This window comes from Viridibacillus arvi, from assembly GCF_001274945.1.
Lineage (GTDB): Bacteria > Bacillota > Bacilli > Bacillales_A > Planococcaceae > Viridibacillus > Viridibacillus arvi.
Genome location: NZ_LILB01000005.1, coordinates 218,543 through 236,649, shown reverse-complemented (window position 1 = coordinate 236,649; position 18,107 = coordinate 218,543). Strand labels below are relative to the sequence as shown.

Below are 18,107 nucleotides of genomic sequence, written 5' to 3'. Positions count from 1 at the left end.
GGTGAATAAGTGGAAAATAGCTTTTTTCTTTTTAATTGCATTAATGTTATCAGTAATCATTGGTTTGTTTGTGTTCATTACGAAACCGGCAACCGATACGCCAATACCTGAAACAACCGCAATGCCTGATGGTAGTAAACTATCAGTTCAAACTACACCAGCGGATTTTGAAGCCATTGCAAACAAGTACATTCAGGACGCGATGAAATCAAAATCCATCCCTGTACATATGTACATTAATGAGGAAGTTTCTTTAGTAAGTGAGCTTAGTGTTTTTGGTATGGAGCTACCTATTACGATGAAATTTGATCCAACAATTGATGAAGGCGGCAATCTTATATTAAAACAAACAAATGTAGAAGTTGGTATGTTGAATATCCCTCCAAGCACAGCGTTAAAGTTATTAAATGACTCAGTAGATTTACCTTCATGGATGGTTATTCGCCCAAACAAAGAGGAAGTATATATGGGTTTAACAGAGATAGCAGTACTTTCTGGTTCTCGCATGCAAGCAAAAGAATTTAATTTAAAAGAAGGTAAGATTATACTGGAAGTAACAGTACCCGTTCAAGAATAGGAGGAGTAGCATATGGCTGTAGCAACATTTGCAGGTGGATGTTTTTGGTGTATGGTAAAACCATTCGATCAGCAAGAGGGCATTGAGTCTGTTATATCTGGTTACACTGGAGGACATACAGAAAATCCTACTTATGAGGCAGTTTGTAGTGAGACAACGGGACATTTTGAAGCTGTACAGATCACTTTTGATCCAGCGATTTATCCTTATGAAAAGTTAGTAGATCTTTACTGGACTTTAATCGATCCAACAGATGCTGGTGGTCAATTTTATGACCGCGGACAGTCTTATATGACAGCCATTTTCTACCATGACGAAGAGCAGCGTAAAATAGCTGAAGCATCAAAAAATGCATTACAAGAATCAGGTAAATTTAAAGCACCAATCGCTGTACAAATTCTACCAGCAACAACGTTCTACCCAGCAGAATCTTATCATCAACATTATTACAAAAAGAATCCAGCACATTATGAGCGCTATTCAATTGGCTCAGGACGAGTTGCATTCCAACAACAGCATTGGGGGACAAAATCATGAATAAAGAAGAAAAGTTGAAAGCATTAACACCGATGCAATATCATGTCACGCAAGAGCATGGAACAGAACCACCATTCCAAAACGAATACGATAGCCATTTTGAAGAAGGTCTGTACGTTGATATCGTTTCGGGGGAACCCTTATTCCACTCAAAAGACAAATTCAATGCAGGCTGTGGTTGGCCAAGCTTTAGCAAACCTGTAGAAGGTGCTAGCATACAAGAGAACTTCGATACAAGTTTTGGCATGCGTCGTACAGAAGTACGTAGTGGAGAAGCTGATTCACATTTAGGACATGTCTTCCCAGACGGTCCTCAGCCAACAGGATTACGTTATTGTATTAACTCTGCAGCCTTGAAATTTATTCCTAAAGATAAATTACAAGAAGAAGGCTATGGAGAATATTTAAAGTACTTTGAATAAAATAGAAAAATGACAATCCACATTTTGTGGGTTGTCATTTTTTTGTAGAAGACAGTGAATAGACTACAAAGTGTAGTTTATTGCTGGTTAAATACAATGCAAAATTCTTTTATATTAGAAATTTGTCTTTTAAAATAGTTATTTTTTATAGAAAAATGCTTATAATTTCCCCTTATTAAAATAATTGGGCGTATATTAGAAAAATAAGGTAAAATTGTAATGCGGTAATTAAAAATAATTCTATGTTAATAGTATGTGAATCAAAAATTAAATGGGGGATAGTATATTGAATCTAAATGATAATGTTTCATCATTTGACCTTGCACAACAATTTGTTAATTTTGTTATATTATGTCCTTTTAATTTGCCAAATGGCTGTTTTATTAAGAATATTTCTCTAAAAAAAGAATCAAGAAGTACTCGTTCTTCGATACGTTTTGAAATTATAAGTAAAAATAGAGTAGTAAGAGTAAAACAGTTTTATTATGATTGGGGGATTCCTATTGTATATGCGGATACTAATCTAATTTTCCCTGGTAAATCCTTTGAGATTGATGGGATTGTTGGTTTTATTGGTATAGATTACAAAGGGAACCAAGCGGCTTGTTATGCTAGATGGTTCACGAATGTAGAATTATCTGTTTTAAAAGGAAGATTTGGTGAGGATGAGCTAATAAGTATCATTAAATCACTTACTCCACTTAATTCGTTAATTATTGAAAAATGGGGCGAAAAGTCATATACAACAACGAGTTATACAGCAAGATATGGTATAGCTAAGTGGCAAGAAGATGAGATTTCTAGAGTGATATGGTATGAAAATAATTTCGACATCAACAAAAGAATTTCATCGCAAAGCATTTTTATCCCTTCATTTGAGTATCAAGAATTCTTCCTGGACTCAATCGGATTTAATCAAAATAAATTTGGTGTAGAAACTCACTTCCTATATAGGTCAAAGATTAATTATACTGATGGGATTTGGTTTTGGTTAGCTCCAGAAGAAATGATTGAAAATCTCTCTTATAAAGTCGGAGAAAATATTGGAGTAAGACAAAGTTGGAATGTTAAAAAAGAAAGACTCTTGATAGGGAATACAGAAATAACAATGTTAATACATAAACAAAATGCACAATATTATGGTTGGTATGCTCATTGGAAGATTGGAAAATATATTTATCAATTATTTATTCGTCCTTCAGTAAATTTTAATAAAGAAAAGTTAACAGGATTTATAAAAACATTAAATGAAGTGAAATAAGTAAATATCAATTATTATCAAGCGACTGTTCATGATTTCTCAAGAGGTTCTTTCGGATTTTCTTTGCTTCTACGGTATAAGATTACGGTGATCAGTATAATCCCAGCTGCAATCCAGATGGCTGTTTTTCCTATATACGTACAAAAGAAGGTCCCAATTAAAGCACCACAAATAAAGGAAAGAATAATAGCAGTAAAACCTTTAAATTTCCGCATCGATTCTGGATCATTTTTCACGAATGCAGTATAAGAAGCTTGAGCTGCAGTTCGTAAATTCCCTGTTGTTATGGTTGAATTGTAGCTCCATTTTTCCAACTTGTTGAAGGTGGCAATTTGTAAGGAAGATACAAACGCAATGCACATAGTGATCAGCATATTTGGCACACTAGCAGGTAACCATCCGGCTATAAATAAAATCGCGAATTCCAAAAGCAAAACAGCTCGTCCGTGGCTAGTATGCTTATCTTTTATATATTCTGCTACCAAGACTCCAGCTATAAAAGCCAAAAAAGGAGGTATATTTAGGATGGCGCCGTTATATTCCGTACTTGCAGCTCTCACAGCAAATAATACCATATTCCCTGTTTGTGCCGTCGCAAAAACAGCGTCCCTTGTGATATACGTATAAGCATCTAAAAATCCCCCAACTAAAGCTAATATCATGCCCATAATCAATGAATTAGGTGATAAAGCGAGTAAGTTTTTCGTTTTATTTCCCATTTGATTTATCTCCTTATTAACAATACCTTGCTTTCCCAATATGTAAATTCATTTTCTTTTATAGAAAAAAATTCTTTAGAGTTATTATAGCTTTACCTCACAATTCTCATTTATTCTGTTTCAGAAATATTTTCGTTTAAACTGTTGAGTACCCAAAAGGCTTAAAAAAGAAAAAAATCGCTCCACCAAATCAGTGGGGCGACTCATACAATCTTCTATTTATTACCTACAACAGTAAGTTCTTTCGCTTTTGAAAATGCTTGCTCAAAATCAGCTATTAAATCGTCGATATTTTCAAGACCAACAGAGAAGCGTAAAAGACCGTCTGTAATACCACGTTTTTCGCGTTCTTCTTTGGGGATAGCTGCATGACTCATTGTGGCTGGATATGAAAGAATTGATTCCACACCACCAAGACTAACTGCGAAAATTGGAATTTGAACATGTTCAACAAATGCTTTAGTAATTTCGCGATTAGGTAGTGTAAATGACAACACTGCTCCAGCACTTTTTGCCTGTTTTGCATGGATGTCATGTCCTGGATGTGATTTCAAGCCTGGGAAATGAACTTCCTCTACCAGTTCATGAGCTTCTAAATAATGAGCAAGTTTGGATGCTGATGCTGATGATTGTGTTAAACGGGCATTTAATGTTTTGATTCCTTGTATTAATGAGAAGGAATCTTGAGCACCTAAAATGGCACCAAATGAGTTTTGCATGAAGTAGATTCGGTTTCCAAGCTCGACGTCTTTTGTTACTGCAAGCCCTGCAATGATATCGCTATGTCCTCCTAAAAACTTAGTGGCACTGTGTAACACTACATCTACACCAAGGTCTAATGGACGTTGATATAGAGGCGTCATAAATGTGTTATCTAAAAATGTTAGAGCTCCATTTGCCTTTGCAATAGCTACAACGCCTTCAATATCAGTAATACCTAGAAGGGGGTTTGCTGGAGTTTCTATATATAATACCTTTGTATTCGGACGTATTGCCGCTTCTACTGACGCTAAATCCGAAAAGTCAGCAAATGTATGCTCAATCCCAAATTTGGTTAACACTTGGGTCACAAAACGGTATGTTCCTCCGTAAACTTCAGATGTTACAACAATATGGTCACCGGCTTCTAATATCATAAAGGCAGAGGCGATAGCGGCAATGCCTGAAGAGAATGCAAATCCGCGTGTTCCTCCCTCAAGTTCAGCAATCGTTTTTTCTAATGCGTCACGAGTAGGGTTGCCCGAGCGACTATAATCATATGGACCAAAGGAATCGAAATGTTCCTGATCAAATGTAGATGACAAGTATATTGGTACATTAACTGCACCTGTTTTTTGCTCATAATCACCTCGAGTAGAAGCTGTGATTAAACTTGTTTCAATATTTTCATTAATTGAACTCATATGATGACACCTCTTTTTCTAAGATAGAAAAAACTTGTTGTAAATCCGCGATTAAATCTTCCGCTTCCTCGATACCGACAGAGAAACGGAGTAAGGAGTCATCAACACCGCGAGCAATTCGTTCCGCTTCAGGAATATCCGCATGTGTTTGTGTAGTTGGATATGTGATAAAGCTTTCAACACCACCAAGACTTTCGGCGAAAACAATTAATTTCAAGCTTTCTAAAAACTTACCAACCCATTCACCTTTTTGTAAACGGAAAGAAATCATTCCGCCTTTACCAGCGAACAGAACGTCTTTTACTAAAGGTTCTTGCTCTAAATAAGCCGCGATTTGCTTAGCATTTTCGGTATGTTGTTTCATGCGAAGATGTAATGTTTTCAATCCTCGTAGGAGTAACCATGAGTCGATTGGAGCAAGTGTTGCACCTGCAGCATTATGGTTTGTGAATAGTTTTTCGCTAAGCTCTGTACCTTTACTTACTACAAGACCAGCTAGAACATCATTATGACCACCAATGTATTTAGTTGCACTATGTAGAACTATATCAGCCCCAAGCTCGATTGGGCGTTGATAATAAGGTGTTAAGAAAGTATTATCAACGATTAATAATAGACTGTGCTTTTTCGCAAGATTAGCATAAAGTTCAATGTCAAATTCCTGCATTAATGGATTGGTTGGAGTTTCAATGAAAATAGCACGAGTATTTTCATTAATTAAACCTTCAACCTCTGATACAGAAGAGAATTTTGCATAATGAGATTTGATTGCATATTGCTCTTGGTATTGCCCGAGTAGACGGTATGTGCCACCATAGATATCCTCAGGTAAAATAATTTCGTCACCCGACTTAAATAGGGATAGGACTAACTGAACAGCCGCCATCCCGCTACTACAGGCGAAGCCAGCGTCACCCGATTCTAATTTAGCAAAACCTTCTTCTAGAACGGTACGTGTCGGATTTTTGGTACGTGTATAGTCATAACCAGTTGATTGGCCAAGCCCATCATGAGTATAGGCAGTTGAAAGATAGATTGGTGTGTTTACAGCACCTGTTTTGGAATCGGTATGATTTCCTAGCTGAACTAATTGTGTTGCAATGTTTTTGTTTGTCATCATGTCATCATCCTTTATTAAAAAGTAAAAGGCCCTCTAAGGAAGAGGGCCTTCAAAATATGAAGTCAATCTCCTTATCTACAAGACTACGTCTACTGGAATTAGCACCTTGCCCGCATTTAGGGTGGTTGCTGAGATATCAACGGGCCAAGTCCCTCCATCTCTCTTGATAAGTAAGAATATTCAATTGTTTGAAAGTTAATAATAATGAAATTTTACCATGTGAAGATGATAATATCAACCTTATTATGAAGCAAAGATAATTTGAAAAGTTTATAAATTTCTATAAGTGGTATAATTTTATATGAATATGCTATTATTGCATAGTTGAATTGGAAGGTGACAGGATGAATTTAAATAACATAGCTGTTAATCAGTTATTACTAGAATTTAAATTTGACGAAGCTCAATTGATGCTAGAGCAAGCAGTAATGGAAAAAAGAGACATACAATCTCTTCATAACTTAGCATGTTTTTATATAAAAGACACAGAAGAATATTACAAAACTTTACCTCTTTTAGCTGAAGCAATTGAAAAACAGCCAAAGCATTATTTTCCTTTTGCTTTACTTGGCGAAATTTATTTACGAATGGAAAAATACATTTCAGCCATCAGGATTTTAGAATATGCTTTAAAGATGAAAGATACCGAAGTAGTTCATGCGAACTTAGCAGCAGCATATTTTAATATGAACAATTTTGAAAAGGCAGCAGAACATTATAAAAAGTCCGCAACTAATGGCGATTTTTTGAAATATGCAGAAATGGTTTCATATCTACAGTTAGACGATCATGATTCGGTACTTAATACGCTGAAAAAAGTTAATGCAAATGATGAAAATTATATGGGTGAAGTAAATGTGGCTGAAATTTATGCACAAATTAACTATTTTGATGAAGCACTTCCTCTATTTGAAATAGGATGGAGAGAAATTGTTAGGTCGTATGATTGGGTAGAACATTATGTTTATGCACTCACTCAATTAGGTAGAGTAGAAGAAGCCGCAGATATTATATACCAAATGAAAACAGAAACGACTAATGAAATTATAGAAAGTAAAGCGAGGGCAATGGAGGAAGAGTGTATAGAGGAAACTCTAGAAGAATCCATTATGGACTTGCAACATACAAATGAAAAATATAATACACTGATTGGTCGAATTTTGAAGGGTTACCGTCCTAGAATTTTCTTCGAGCCATATTATGTTTCTCAATGTTATCTTTTCGGCTGCAAATTACATGGTAATAAAACGTATGATGAATATGTAAATATGTAAGTGACCGAGAGAAATGATACTATCTCCGGTCATTTTTGTTTATATAAAGTATTTGGTGTAGGGTAGGGAATAACGGAATGAACTTAGTAATTTCTAATTAATCGAAATCAATAGTCGGGAATAAAAAAACTTGCAAACTCATTAGAGTTTGCAAGTCATTTAGTGGAAAAAACTATACTTTGAATTCCCCAACCACTTTTCTTAACTCATCTGCCTGATGAGAAAGTTCTATCGCTGACGCTGTAATTTCTTGCATTGATGCAGAGCCTTCTTCTGCAGAAGCTGCAGAACGCTCTGTACTCATAGCTGTATTTTCAGCAATTTGATTTACTTCTATAAAGGATACAGCCACTTCTTGGCTATAGCTTAAAGTTTGTTCAATTTGACCAACCATCTTGTTAATAATGGCTACAGTTTCGTTTGTTTGTTTGATAATTTTATCTAAAGAAGCATTTGTTTCATTTGTCACTTCAACACCACGGATGACGTTTTGTACACCATCATGGTTTTGTGTGACAATAGCTTGTACTTCTAATTGAATTGATGAAACGATTCCGGTTACTTCACGTGCTGCTTTTTGAGATTGTTCAGCTAGCTTTCGAACCTCATTTGCAACGACAGCGAATCCTTTACCATGTTCACCAGCTCTGGCCGCCTCAATGGCTGCATTAAGAGCAAGTAAGTTTGTTTGTTCCGAGATATCAGTAATTGTACGAATAATGGAAGTAATTTCGGATGATTTTTTGCCTAGTGCTTCAACGGTTTCTGTCGTATTGGCCATAGTTTCTTCTATTAACATCATAACATTTGATGACTGTTCGACAGTTTTACCGCCATGCTCAGCGGCGACCTTCATCTGATCAGTAGCTGTTTTTACATGTTCAGCATCAGTACTTAAATAACGAGCCGCTTCTTCTAATAAATTCATCTTTTGAACTGCATTATTCATCCGTAGCATTGTTTGTTCGCTACCTTCAGCGATTTCGCCTGTTGTATCAGCAATTGATTGTATAATATTCGAATTTTCATCTGCTGAAGCCATTAATTGTTGTCCACTAGCTGAAACATTCTCGGCAAGTGTACTCACGCGTTTTACTAATGCTGAGATAGATGTGATTAACACATTTGTACTATTGGCAATTTCTGCGAATTCATCTTTTGTCTTTACTTTTACGCGTTTTGTCAAGTCACCATTAGCTTGCGCGATATCTAAAATAGATGTATTAATTGCAGATGTATTGCGTTTAATTGAACGGAACAATATGGTACCCGTTACAATAGTCAAAATAATAGATGATATTGTTAAAATTAAGAAAATTATCATTGCAATTTCTGTTTGTTGTTCGAGTGATTTGATTTGTTCGTTGTTTTTCTTAGTTAATACTTCATTAATCATTTCAATATGCACATCTATATAACCCATTGCTGTCTTGCCATTTCCAGCGAGAACAAGTTTTTGAGCATTTTCAAGACCTGATTTTTGACGTGTATCAATCAGTCGCTTCGAATACTGAATATAATTGTCATAAAATTGGTCAATGGAAGTAATTCGGTCTAGCTCTTCTTTACGATCAGAGAATATTTTTTGTAGATCTAATAAATTTGCTTCAATGCGGTCCTTATCCTGACTATATTGTCTTAAGAAATTATCTTTTCCCGTAATAATATAACTTTGTTCAGAGTTTGATAGTTTCGCAATATCCGCTGCTAAACTATTTACTTTCATCTGCTCTACTAGATTTTTCCCTGTGAACACCTTTAATTCGTTTTGGAGGTTAGACATATTTGAATAGGAAACAACAAGCATTGCTGATAGAATAATGATGAGTATAAAGAAGTTAATAATGATGCGGCCACGAATCATTCGGAAAAAGTTCGACTGTATAGGTCCTTGAACTTCAATGTTTTTTTGCTTCTTTTTCAATTTGAAAAATGAAGCCATTGAAACTGATGACTTATTAGCGTTTTGATTTTTACGTCTCTTTACATTTTCATTATCTTTTTTCGATTTTTTAACCAATTTGTCACCAACTTTCCATATTTCTATTGAATTATGTTCATTTTACTTCTTTGTGAGAGAATATTCTATACTTTTTGAAAAATAAATCATTACTAAGTAACTATTAGGAGGGAGATATTTATGAATCAATCGTTCTACAGTTATGTACAAACATTTCGTGGTGGTGGAAAAAATGATGAGAAGTCTATGTTTGCAGAAGCGGCTTTTCACGATCATAGCTTTCCTAAACAGTCAACAGATTTTCATATACTTTCGAGATATATCGAAGAAAAAGTGGATGAAGAAATGAGTGCGCGCGTTTTTGATGAACTTTGGTATTTATATGAGTTAAAATATAACTAAAATAAGTAATAATTAAACAAAAAATGGATAAAATGATAAATATAGGTTTTTCTAATTATATTTAAGATAATATTTGTCAGAGGTCAGACTTTCTTGGTACAATGCTTGTAACATCATAGCTAAATTATTGAAATATGATGAATAACAATACTATTGAAAAGAGTGATACTAATGAGTATTCATATTAATGCAAAACAAGGCGATATCGCAGACATCGTACTACTACCTGGCGATCCACTTCGTGCAAAGTACATTGCAGAAACTTATTTAGAAGATGTTACTTGCTACAATGAAGTACGTAATATGCTAGGATATACAGGTACATATAAAGGTAAACGTGTATCGGTACAAGGTACTGGTATGGGTGTACCTTCAATCTCTATTTATGTAAACGAATTAATGCAAGAATACGGTGTTCAAAAGTTAATCCGTGTAGGTACATGTGGAGCAATTCAAAAAGATGTTAAAGTTCGTGACGTCATTATTGCTCAAAGTGCTTCTACTGATTCTAAAATGAATGAAATCATTTTCAATGGTTTAGATTTTGCGCCAACAGCTGATTTTGATTTACTTTTAAAAGCATATAATGCTGGGAAAGAAGCAGGTCTTAATTTAAAAGTGGGTAACATCTTTACTGCTGATATGTTCTATAGTGAAGAAAACCAAAATGAAAAATTAGCTCGTTACGGAGTTTTAGCAATTGAGATGGAGTCGGCAGCACTTTATACTTTAGCAGCTAAATATGGCCGTCAAGCACTTTCAATCCTAACAGTAAGTGATCATATCATTACTGGTGAAGTAACAACATCGGAAGAACGTCAATTAACATTTAATGACATGATGGTTGTTGCATTAGAAGCAGCTATTCAAGACTAATTGTATCAAAGATTTATAGTTCGGAAGAAATTTGCAAGTGACCAAAAATGACTAATCTAATTTTAGAAGTCATTTTAAAGGTTGCTTGCTTTTTCTTTTTGTCTTAGTTGTTCTTTAAAAATTTTTCAGTACAGAAATACTAATTTTACAATTAATTTTTTGATTAACGTAGTTGCTATCGTAGAAGGTCATTGAGCAATTCAGCCGGCTTTTTTTCTTATTCAACTAAAGGTGTAGATCAGAATAAAAGAGTTCACAATTTCTAAGTCCAAAAGTATAAGCTTTATTTATGTCTTATTATACGATATAAAGGGGTAGGGTTTTTGAACAATCATGTGTTAATAAGTAGAGAGTGAATATGTTGCTAACGGGATCAAATCCCACGGGTACTTACGTTCTACCCCAAAAGATCGGTGAGCAGTTCAGACGGTTTTTCATATATATAGGATTTTAGGTTATACTGAGTCCTTTTCGTGTACCCCAGTTCTTTATTAATTCTAGTTCATGTGTTCTTTTTCTAGTCTCCTATGATATAGTTTTTAAGAAAAGAAACATGTGATTGGGGGATATAAAAAGATGTTTGCAAGATCGAAATTAGTGTTTATAGTGCTTAGCATAATGGCTGTAATTGCTTTAACAGGCTGTGGTACATCAAAAGATGATGAAAAGGTGAAGGATACATCTAGCTATGCTTCTGAGGTAAAGGAAAAACCTGTTGTCACAATTACAATGGAAAATGATCAAAAAATCGTTATGGAATTAGATCCGGAAGTAGCACCAAATACAGTTGCGAATTTTGTATCATTAGTGAAAAAAGGTTTCTATGATGGTTTGATTTTCCATCGTGTTATTCCTGGATTTATGGTACAAGGTGGCGACCCATCTGGGAATGGTATGGGAGGGCCAGATTATGCGATCAAAGGTGAATTCTTATCAAATGGCTTTGAAAATAATTTAAAACATGAGCGTGGTGTCGTATCAATGGCACGTTCACAGGATCCAAACTCTGCAGGCTCACAATTCTTCATCATGGTGGATACTTCTGATCAATTGGATGGTGAGTATGCGGCCTTTGGTAAAGTAACAGAAGGTATGGACGTTGTTGATGAAATCGTTAATGCGGAGCGCAACGATTCAGATAAACCATTGAAGGAACAAAAAATGAAAAAGGTTGAAGTAGATACGAAAGGCTTCGATTATCCAAAGCCAGAAGTACAAAAATAATAAATTCAATAGATTTCCCTCCTTGAAATAGGCCCATAACTTTATGTGAGGGTTTTCTTTTGTGTAAAACAATGAATACGATTATTAGTATAGGGGAAGTAGGAGAACGTATTTTTACTCAGGTATTATATAACGAGCATTGTGATATGGTTGAAACCATTGAAGGGGAAGCTTCGTCCATTGGTTCAATTTAAGTTTCTTATGAGTAGGAGATTTGTCTACGGATGAATCTACTGCTCTTTTTCAGTTTAGGTTGAAATGTAAAAAGGAAACATTAGTTCGTAAGCTTTATTAAAAGATTGTTAAAGGGTGCGTTGATCCAAGAAGGCTAAAGTCACTTAATTAAACTGGTTTAACTCAGTAAATACAGTTCGATTGAGTCTGACGAAGGTTTAAAAGCTGAATACCACGCTTTTTCTAAGGCTCTAGATCCTCTTTGTAATACAATTCACCCTTAAGACAAAACAAAAAGCAACTTTTTTCAGATGCTTTTTAAGCAGATTCAGTGGTTTCATCGCTATGTTGAATGAACATCTGATAAAAAATGTGCAGCAAGAGTAGCTTTAATGAAGAAGTTCAGATATGCACGACAATCTTTCATACACATTTAGCAAGTAGACATATTGCAGTTCATATCACAAAAGATTTTTCGAAAATACTATTGTGTATAGTACGACCAAAGAGCGTAGCAATAGTCACAAAGGATGATAGTTAGAATTATCATCCTTAAAGAAAGGTTAAATCATTTATAAAAAAAATCTAAATAAACAAAGATTTATCGCTTTAATTCAGCCTGAGAATGTCGTTTCGCAAAAAGTAGCTAAAAATATAGGAATGGTAATGGAGAAGAAAATAATATTAGGAGGGAAAAGCGTAAACGTATTTTCAATATCATAACAATGTCTTATTGAACTAACTGTCCCAATCATTAGTGTAGTTCTCCTAATATTTATTACAGATAATACCCTTCTAAAGTGGGGGCTTCTAATAGTTGGAATAGTTCTAGTTAAAAGCTTCAGGTGAGCGTTAATCTATATATTAGGTGTGAATTAATATATAAATTAAAGTTTGTGAAGAATTTCGCTTAAACTAACGGGGGCTTTACTTGAAGATCATTGAGTTGCATATGCAGCTCTTTTTTTTCTTTCTTGAACTAACGGGGCAGGATAGTTGAACATGAGAAAAAGGAAGAGAGTGAAAAAGTTAAATATTATATATTAGATATTTTTTGATAAATGGTAATGTCTGTAATGTTCTTTCCATCTAAGCGTATATATTAGAAAGAATGTTGAAATACGAATTATAAACGTGTGAAAAAAAGGAGGAATAGATTTGAAAAAGATGAGTCTATTAACTAACCTGAATTTACGCTTTTAATAAAACGTCTTAAACCGTTGATATACAAGGGTCTTGGCGTTTTTTTAATGAGTTAATGTCGTTGAAAGAAGGATTAACGCTATTTTTGTTGAACTTATTGTACTAAAGCGCAGTGTAGTGCAAGAAAAAGGGTGTTTATAGTAAACATGCGTTGAGGAGGTTAGTTAAATAAGAAAACTAATTTAAATAGTTTTACGCAAAGGGTGAGTAAAATTCGTCAATTTTTAATAATTAATCAAAAAAAGATTGAGATACTTCAAAAGGGAGAAGCGGGCACACCAATAATTATCCTTACAGGAATGGGTTGCTCATTCGATGAATGGTACGAAGTGACAGAGTCATTAAGTAAAACAAATAGAGTAATAATGTTTCATAGACCAGGGCTAGGCACAAGTGAAATACGTGATGAAGTCCGTAATACACAAACAGTCGTTAACGAATTAAGTAAGATGATACAATTACTTGAAATATCTGAACCAGTCATACTAGTTGGTCATTCCTATTGTGGGTTAAATGTACAGCATTTTGTGAAAGAGTATCCTAAAAAGGTTGCTGGAATAGTATTAGTAGATTCAACTTCTGTTGATTTAAAGGATTTAGATGATTTGGATTTACCTGTTTTAAATGAAGGGTCAACCGATGAATTTTGGATGGAAAAATGTCATGCTTATTCTCAAATGAAAAGTGAAGAATTAAGTAAAGTTATTGAGCCTACTCTAACTGAAAAACAAAAGCTACTACCGAATGATATTCAACAACGCTTAATAAATTTCCAGATAAATCCGTCTTTATACAAAGCAATGCATTCTGAAATTAGTAATTGGAAGAAAGACGGAGATATTATTAAGAAATTGGTATGCTATCCTGATATACCATTAATCGTTATTTGCCGAGATAAAGAGCATAACATTCAGTTAGGCACAATGGATGGTTTACCAGAGTCCGAGTTAAGGTTATTTGAAGAAAAGTGGCAAGAACTTATTATGAACCAAGTTAATCTTACTTCAAATAGTAAATTTATAATCGCAAAAGAAGCAAGTCATTCAATACATTTTGATAGACCCGATATTATAGTTCAATCAATTAAAGAAATAAATTCCATATTCAACTAACGCATTTTGGTAGGCCTCATTTAAGTTAGGACTTTGATCTAATTTAGATGTATGATTATATTTAGTGAATTCTGAAAAATAGAACTACTGAATAGTTTACGAACTACATAGTTATATAATCGTGAAGACACAAAACTAGACTGATGGAGGTATTAGGAATGAATATTAAAGATCGAGTAGCCCTGTTAAGAAAAAAAATGTTGGAACATCAAATAGATGCGTATATCGTCCCGAGTTTTGATGCTCATCTAGGTGAGTATGTAGCAGATCATTGGAAATCTAGAGAATGGATTTCTGGTTTTACAGGTTCAGCGGGTACGGTAGTAATTACTTTAGATGATGCTGGCCTATGGACAGATGGTAGATATTATATTCAAGCTGTGAGCCAATTAGCGGACTCTGGAATCAGATTGTTTAGAATGGCTGATCCTGGTGTACCAGCGTACTCAGAGTGGCTTGCGGACGTTCTAAAAAAAGGAAATACAGTAGGCTTTGATGGCACTGTATTCTCTATTAATATGGTTAGAAAAATGGAAGCTGATTTTAAAGCGAAAAATATCAAATTAAAAATGAATCAAGATTTAGTAGGAGACTTATGGGAAGACAGACCAGAAATTCCTACAGGCGCAATTTTTATGCATGATGTGAAATTTGCCGGTAAAACTCAAATTGAAAAATTAACTGAAGTTCGAAGTGAAATGGCGAAAAAAGATGCAAACTATTATATCTTAACGTCACTTGATGATATTGCATGGCTGTTAAATATAAGAGGCGTAGATGTTCCAAACAATCCAGTAGCCATTGCGAATGTAATTGTAACGGATAAAGATTGTTTCTTATTCATTGAAGCGAGCAAAGTATCTCCAGAGGTTAAAGCAGAACTTGAGGCGCAAGGAATTCAAGTGAAAGCAACGGAAGAAATCCATGCAGTACTAGGTAAACTTTCAAGCGAAGATACAATTATTTTAGATGCAAATAAAACAAATAGTAGCTTCTACTATGCGATTAACAGCGCTACTAAAAAAGTTGAATGTACAGATATTACAACAGATTTAAAAGCTATTAAGAATGATATTGAAATCGAGAACATGAAATGGTCTCAAATTAAAGATGGTGTAGCGATCGTTAGATTTATTAAATGGTTAAAATCTGCGGTTAGTACTGGTGAGGTAACAGAAATTGCTGCAGAGGAAAAACTAGAAGCTTTCAGAAGTGAGCAAGAGGGCTTTGTTGGACCGAGCTTTGATACGATTGCAGGTTATAAAGAACATGCAGCGATGATGCACTATAAAGCGGCTGAAGAAACACAGTTTACGCTTGAAAATGAAGGGCTGTTCTTAATCGATTCAGGTGGCCAGTACTATGATGGAACAACTGATATTACGAGAACAATTGTTTTAGGTAAGCTTACAGAAATACAAAAAAGAGATTTCACATTAGTATTAAAAGGATTTATTGCATTGAGTGCAGTGAAGTTCCTACATGGCTCTTCAGGTGCTAATCTAGACGTTTTAGCGAGACAACCAATATGGCAACATGGTATCGATTATAAATGCGGTACAGGACATGGTGTAGGCTTTTTCTTAAATGTTCATGAAGGACCACATAGCATCCGAAATACGAATCATGTACGTTTAGATAGAGGCATGATTATTACAAATGAACCAGGTATTTATCTTGAAGGTGAATATGGTATTCGTACAGAGAACTTATTAGTCGTTGTTGAAGACGAAAAAACAGAGTTCGGTCAATTTATGAAATTTGATACGATCACATATTGCCCAATCGATTTAGCGGGTGTTAACACAGAACTGTTAGTTGAGAGTGAAAAACAATGGTTAAATGATTACCATGAAGAAGTATATGCAAAACTGTCACCTTACTTAAATGAAGAAGAGTGTGCGTGGCTAAAAGAAGAAACAAAAGCAATCTAAATTAGTTCATATTATGAGGAGGCTTTAACATGGAATTAACAGTCTACTTAGCTGGAGAAATTCATTCTAATTGGCGCCAGGAGTTAAAGGAAAAAGCGGAAGTATTAGGTATTCCTCTAAACTTCGTCGGTCCTATGGAAAATCATGATCGTTCTGATTTTATTGGAGAAGAAATATTAGGTGAACAGCCGAATGCGATTTATCGAGATGAAACTGCATCTAAGATTAATAACTTTAGAACGCAGATTTTAATGCGAAAATCGGATGTCGTAATCGCCTTGTTTGGAGAGAAGTATAAGCAATGGAATACAGCGATGGATGCAAGTGCAGCTGTTGCACTAGACAAACCCTTAATCGTGATTCGCCCAGAGAATCTGCATCATCCATTAAAAGAGCTGTCGAATAAAGCCAATGTTACGGTTGAAACGGTTGATCAAGCAGTAAAAGTATTAGCTTATATTTTTGATGAAAAATAAATAAATCTAAACTGAACCCCGAAATATTTTAATTTTGGGGTTTTTATATTAAATAGAAGACAATCAATTTGTATAACATCTGTTTGACATAATCACTTGTTACGATAAATTACAACAAATGATTAAGGGAGCATGATGGATGAAACTAAAAATGGGTATTGTTATTGGTCTTTTGAGCGCGATTATATTAGAGGTAGGCACGATTATTATTCACTACATGGATTTTTCTCAATATATCCTCATTCCGCTGCTTTATTAAATAGCATATTTAAAAACGAAAACTTCTCAACGATTGACCCTGCCATCAGGATTATATAGTCCTTTTTTTGTTTCTTTTTCAAAGTAGAATCCCATCCCGTTGTTAAGTGGCACAAAGATTATTTATAACAAAAGTGGAATTAGAAATAAAAAAAAGCAAGTAACCTTAAAATGACCATTAAAAAAATGGTATTGAAACGGTCTCTTGCTTTTTTTTATTTATATCAGTAAATTGAACATAAGTAATTCTAGGAATAGGACCATATGAAAAATTGATGGTCTTTTTGTTTAATATGTACAACCCACAATTTAAATCATAATATTTTCGTAGATTGACCATATTATAAGAATCTACTTAATTGCATAAAATCAAAATAATAGAAAACTGGATAAATTGGAGGAATTGACAATGGAACCGATTAGAGAAATAGTAGCAGAGCGAAGAACTTATACTTCAATTCAAGAAAAGCATTCTCATCGTTTTGCTCAGTTGATTCTCCCTCTCCAAGGAGAACTCTCTATAAAAACAGAGTCGAAAAAGCTTTTACTGGATCCTAAAACAATATTTTTTCTTCCTCCTGAATGTCATCATACATTTCATTCCGTTGAACGTAATGAGTTTTTAGTATTAGATATCCCTCATTTTATGCTCAACGAGAGGCAATTGCAAAATGGGGAGTTATCATATGAGCTAAACAATCAATGGAAAGGGATTCGATATCTCTTACTAAATGAGCTTGAACAACAGTCATGGAATGGATCTGCTGTAAAAGAACTGTATCCTTATATTTCTAGATGTTTAATACAAGAACAACAAGCTAAATCCATTACATATATCCATGAACATTATAATGAAAATATCTCAGTGCATGACCTTGCCGCTCTTGAACATTACAACCGTTCATATTATTCTGAATGGTTTCTAAAAGAGACTGGTCAATTACCTACAGCATATATACAAGATGTACGTATGAAAAAAGCTAAAGAATTACTGAGAGATACAAAATTACCTATTTTACATATTGCTATTCAAGTTGGTTTAGAACATCAATCCTCCTTTACACGATTATTCCAAAAACATGAGGGGATAACACCGAGTCAGTATCGAAAAAATCAGAGACAAAAAAATAGAGAATGCTCAGTATACGACATCTAGTTAAAAAAATCTGATATTC

General features: G+C 34.4%; 17 protein-coding genes and 1 riboswitch. Of the genes, 13 read left to right on the top strand and 4 right to left on the bottom strand.

All coding sequences use genetic code 11. The features are described 5' to 3' along the window. The first annotated feature begins 1 nt into the window (after position 1). The 4 genes from AMD00_RS10475 to AMD00_RS10460 all read left to right on the top strand — a co-directional run bounded on the left by AMD00_RS10475 (position 2) and on the right by AMD00_RS10460 (position 2,797). On the top strand, positions 2–577 hold the full coding sequence (locus AMD00_RS10475; protein WP_053417023.1) for a YpmS family protein: 576 nt from the start codon (positions 2–4) through the stop codon (positions 575–577). 12 nt (positions 578–589) lie between these two features. Further along, positions 590–1,114 (top strand): peptide-methionine (S)-S-oxide reductase MsrA, encoded by a 525-nt coding sequence (gene msrA, locus AMD00_RS10470; protein WP_053417022.1) that lies wholly within the window; start codon positions 590–592, stop codon positions 1,112–1,114. Beyond that, entirely contained in the window at positions 1,111–1,536 is a 426-nt protein-coding gene (gene msrB, locus AMD00_RS10465) for a peptide-methionine (R)-S-oxide reductase MsrB (RefSeq protein WP_053417021.1), read from the top strand. Before msrA ends, msrB begins: the two co-directional genes overlap by 4 nt. Before the next feature lie 286 nt (positions 1,537–1,822). Then, entirely contained in the window at positions 1,823–2,797 is a 975-nt protein-coding gene (locus AMD00_RS10460) for a hypothetical protein (RefSeq protein WP_053417020.1), read from the top strand. 29 nt (positions 2,798–2,826) lie between these two features. Here the strand turns inward: AMD00_RS10460 and AMD00_RS10455 are convergent, their stop codons facing one another. The 3 genes from AMD00_RS10455 to AMD00_RS10445 all read right to left on the bottom strand — a co-directional run bounded on the left by AMD00_RS10455 (position 2,827) and on the right by AMD00_RS10445 (position 6,036). Further along, positions 2,827–3,516, bottom strand: coding sequence for a YoaK family protein (locus tag AMD00_RS10455; protein WP_053417019.1), 690 nt, complete (start codon positions 3,514–3,516; stop codon positions 2,827–2,829). Between the two features lie 215 nt (positions 3,517–3,731). After that, positions 3,732–4,910, bottom strand: a complete 1,179-nt coding sequence (gene metC / locus AMD00_RS10450) for a cystathionine beta-lyase (RefSeq protein WP_053418258.1) — start codon at positions 4,908–4,910, stop codon at positions 3,732–3,734. Beyond that, the gene (locus AMD00_RS10445; protein ID WP_053417018.1) at positions 4,906–6,036 is read right to left on the bottom strand and encodes a methionine biosynthesis PLP-dependent protein; all 1,131 of its coding nucleotides are present in this window, start codon (positions 6,034–6,036) and stop codon (positions 4,906–4,908) included. The genes metC and AMD00_RS10445 overlap by 5 nt, the downstream gene beginning before the upstream one ends. A 71-nt stretch (positions 6,037–6,107) precedes the next feature. After that, positions 6,108–6,212, bottom strand: a riboswitch (SAM riboswitch). A gap of 171 nt (positions 6,213–6,383) precedes the next feature. On the opposite strand from AMD00_RS10445, the gene AMD00_RS10440 reads away from it, so the two are divergent. After that, positions 6,384–7,313, top strand: a complete 930-nt coding sequence (locus AMD00_RS10440) for a tetratricopeptide repeat protein (RefSeq protein WP_053417017.1) — start codon at positions 6,384–6,386, stop codon at positions 7,311–7,313. 172 nt (positions 7,314–7,485) lie between these two features. On the opposite strand, the gene AMD00_RS10435 is transcribed toward AMD00_RS10440, so the two are convergent. Beyond that, positions 7,486–9,333, bottom strand: a complete 1,848-nt coding sequence (locus AMD00_RS10435; RefSeq protein WP_053417016.1) for a methyl-accepting chemotaxis protein — start codon at positions 9,331–9,333, stop codon at positions 7,486–7,488. Positions 9,334–9,453: 120 nt separating this feature from the next. On the opposite strand from AMD00_RS10435, the gene AMD00_RS10430 reads away from it, so the two are divergent. From AMD00_RS10430 to AMD00_RS10400, 8 genes are all read left to right on the top strand, one after another. Next, on the top strand, positions 9,454–9,675 hold the full coding sequence (locus AMD00_RS10430; protein WP_053417015.1) for a YozE family protein: 222 nt from the start codon (positions 9,454–9,456) through the stop codon (positions 9,673–9,675). 171 nt (positions 9,676–9,846) lie between these two features. Next, positions 9,847–10,551, top strand: a complete 705-nt coding sequence (gene deoD / locus AMD00_RS10425; RefSeq protein ID WP_053417014.1) for a purine-nucleoside phosphorylase — start codon at positions 9,847–9,849, stop codon at positions 10,549–10,551. Positions 10,552–11,127: 576 nt separating this feature from the next. After that, a complete protein-coding gene (locus tag AMD00_RS10420; protein WP_053417013.1) occupies positions 11,128–11,775 on the top strand; it encodes a peptidylprolyl isomerase in 648 nt (215 codons plus the stop codon). Between the two features lie 59 nt (positions 11,776–11,834). Then, positions 11,835–11,969, top strand: coding sequence for a hypothetical protein (locus AMD00_RS24150; protein ID WP_281173054.1), 135 nt, complete (start codon positions 11,835–11,837; stop codon positions 11,967–11,969). Positions 11,970–13,355: 1,386 nt separating this feature from the next. Continuing rightward, a complete protein-coding gene (locus AMD00_RS10415; protein WP_245639494.1) occupies positions 13,356–14,264 on the top strand; it encodes an alpha/beta hydrolase in 909 nt (302 codons plus the stop codon). Between the two features lie 158 nt (positions 14,265–14,422). After that, the gene (locus AMD00_RS10410; RefSeq protein WP_053417012.1) at positions 14,423–16,198 is read left to right on the top strand and encodes an aminopeptidase P family protein; all 1,776 of its coding nucleotides are present in this window, start codon (positions 14,423–14,425) and stop codon (positions 16,196–16,198) included. A 29-nt stretch (positions 16,199–16,227) separates the two neighbouring features. Next, positions 16,228–16,674: a YtoQ family protein gene (locus AMD00_RS10405; protein WP_053417011.1), complete on the top strand. Its 447-nt coding sequence runs from the start codon at positions 16,228–16,230 to the stop codon at positions 16,672–16,674. Between the two features lie 667 nt (positions 16,675–17,341). Further along, the gene (locus tag AMD00_RS10400) at positions 17,342–18,088 is read left to right on the top strand and encodes a helix-turn-helix transcriptional regulator (protein WP_053417010.1); all 747 of its coding nucleotides are present in this window, start codon (positions 17,342–17,344) and stop codon (positions 18,086–18,088) included. Positions 18,089–18,107: the final 19 nt, after the last annotated feature.

Excerpts from the sequence above, each read along its gene's own strand:
- AMD00_RS10430 (WP_053417015.1), top strand. The coding sequence starts at position 9,454 with ATGAATCAATCGTTCTACAGTTATGTACAAACATTTCGTGGTGGTGGA.
- AMD00_RS10445 (WP_053417018.1), bottom strand. The coding sequence starts at position 6,036 with ATGACAAACAAAAACATTGCAACACAATTAGTTCAGCTAGGAAATCAT.
- AMD00_RS10400 (WP_053417010.1), top strand. The coding sequence starts at position 17,342 with ATGGAACCGATTAGAGAAATAGTAGCAGAGCGAAGAACTTATACTTCA.
- deoD (WP_053417014.1), top strand. The coding sequence starts at position 9,847 with ATGAGTATTCATATTAATGCAAAACAAGGCGATATCGCAGACATCGTA.
- msrA (WP_053417022.1), top strand. The coding sequence starts at position 590 with ATGGCTGTAGCAACATTTGCAGGTGGATGTTTTTGGTGTATGGTAAAA.
- AMD00_RS10455 (WP_053417019.1), bottom strand. The coding sequence starts at position 3,516 with ATGGGAAATAAAACGAAAAACTTACTCGCTTTATCACCTAATTCATTG.
- AMD00_RS10420 (WP_053417013.1), top strand. The coding sequence starts at position 11,128 with ATGTTTGCAAGATCGAAATTAGTGTTTATAGTGCTTAGCATAATGGCT.
- AMD00_RS10440 (WP_053417017.1), top strand. The coding sequence starts at position 6,384 with ATGAATTTAAATAACATAGCTGTTAATCAGTTATTACTAGAATTTAAA.
- AMD00_RS10405 (WP_053417011.1), top strand. The coding sequence starts at position 16,228 with ATGGAATTAACAGTCTACTTAGCTGGAGAAATTCATTCTAATTGGCGC.
- AMD00_RS10410 (WP_053417012.1), top strand. The coding sequence starts at position 14,423 with ATGAATATTAAAGATCGAGTAGCCCTGTTAAGAAAAAAAATGTTGGAA.
- msrB (WP_053417021.1), top strand. The coding sequence starts at position 1,111 with ATGAATAAAGAAGAAAAGTTGAAAGCATTAACACCGATGCAATATCAT.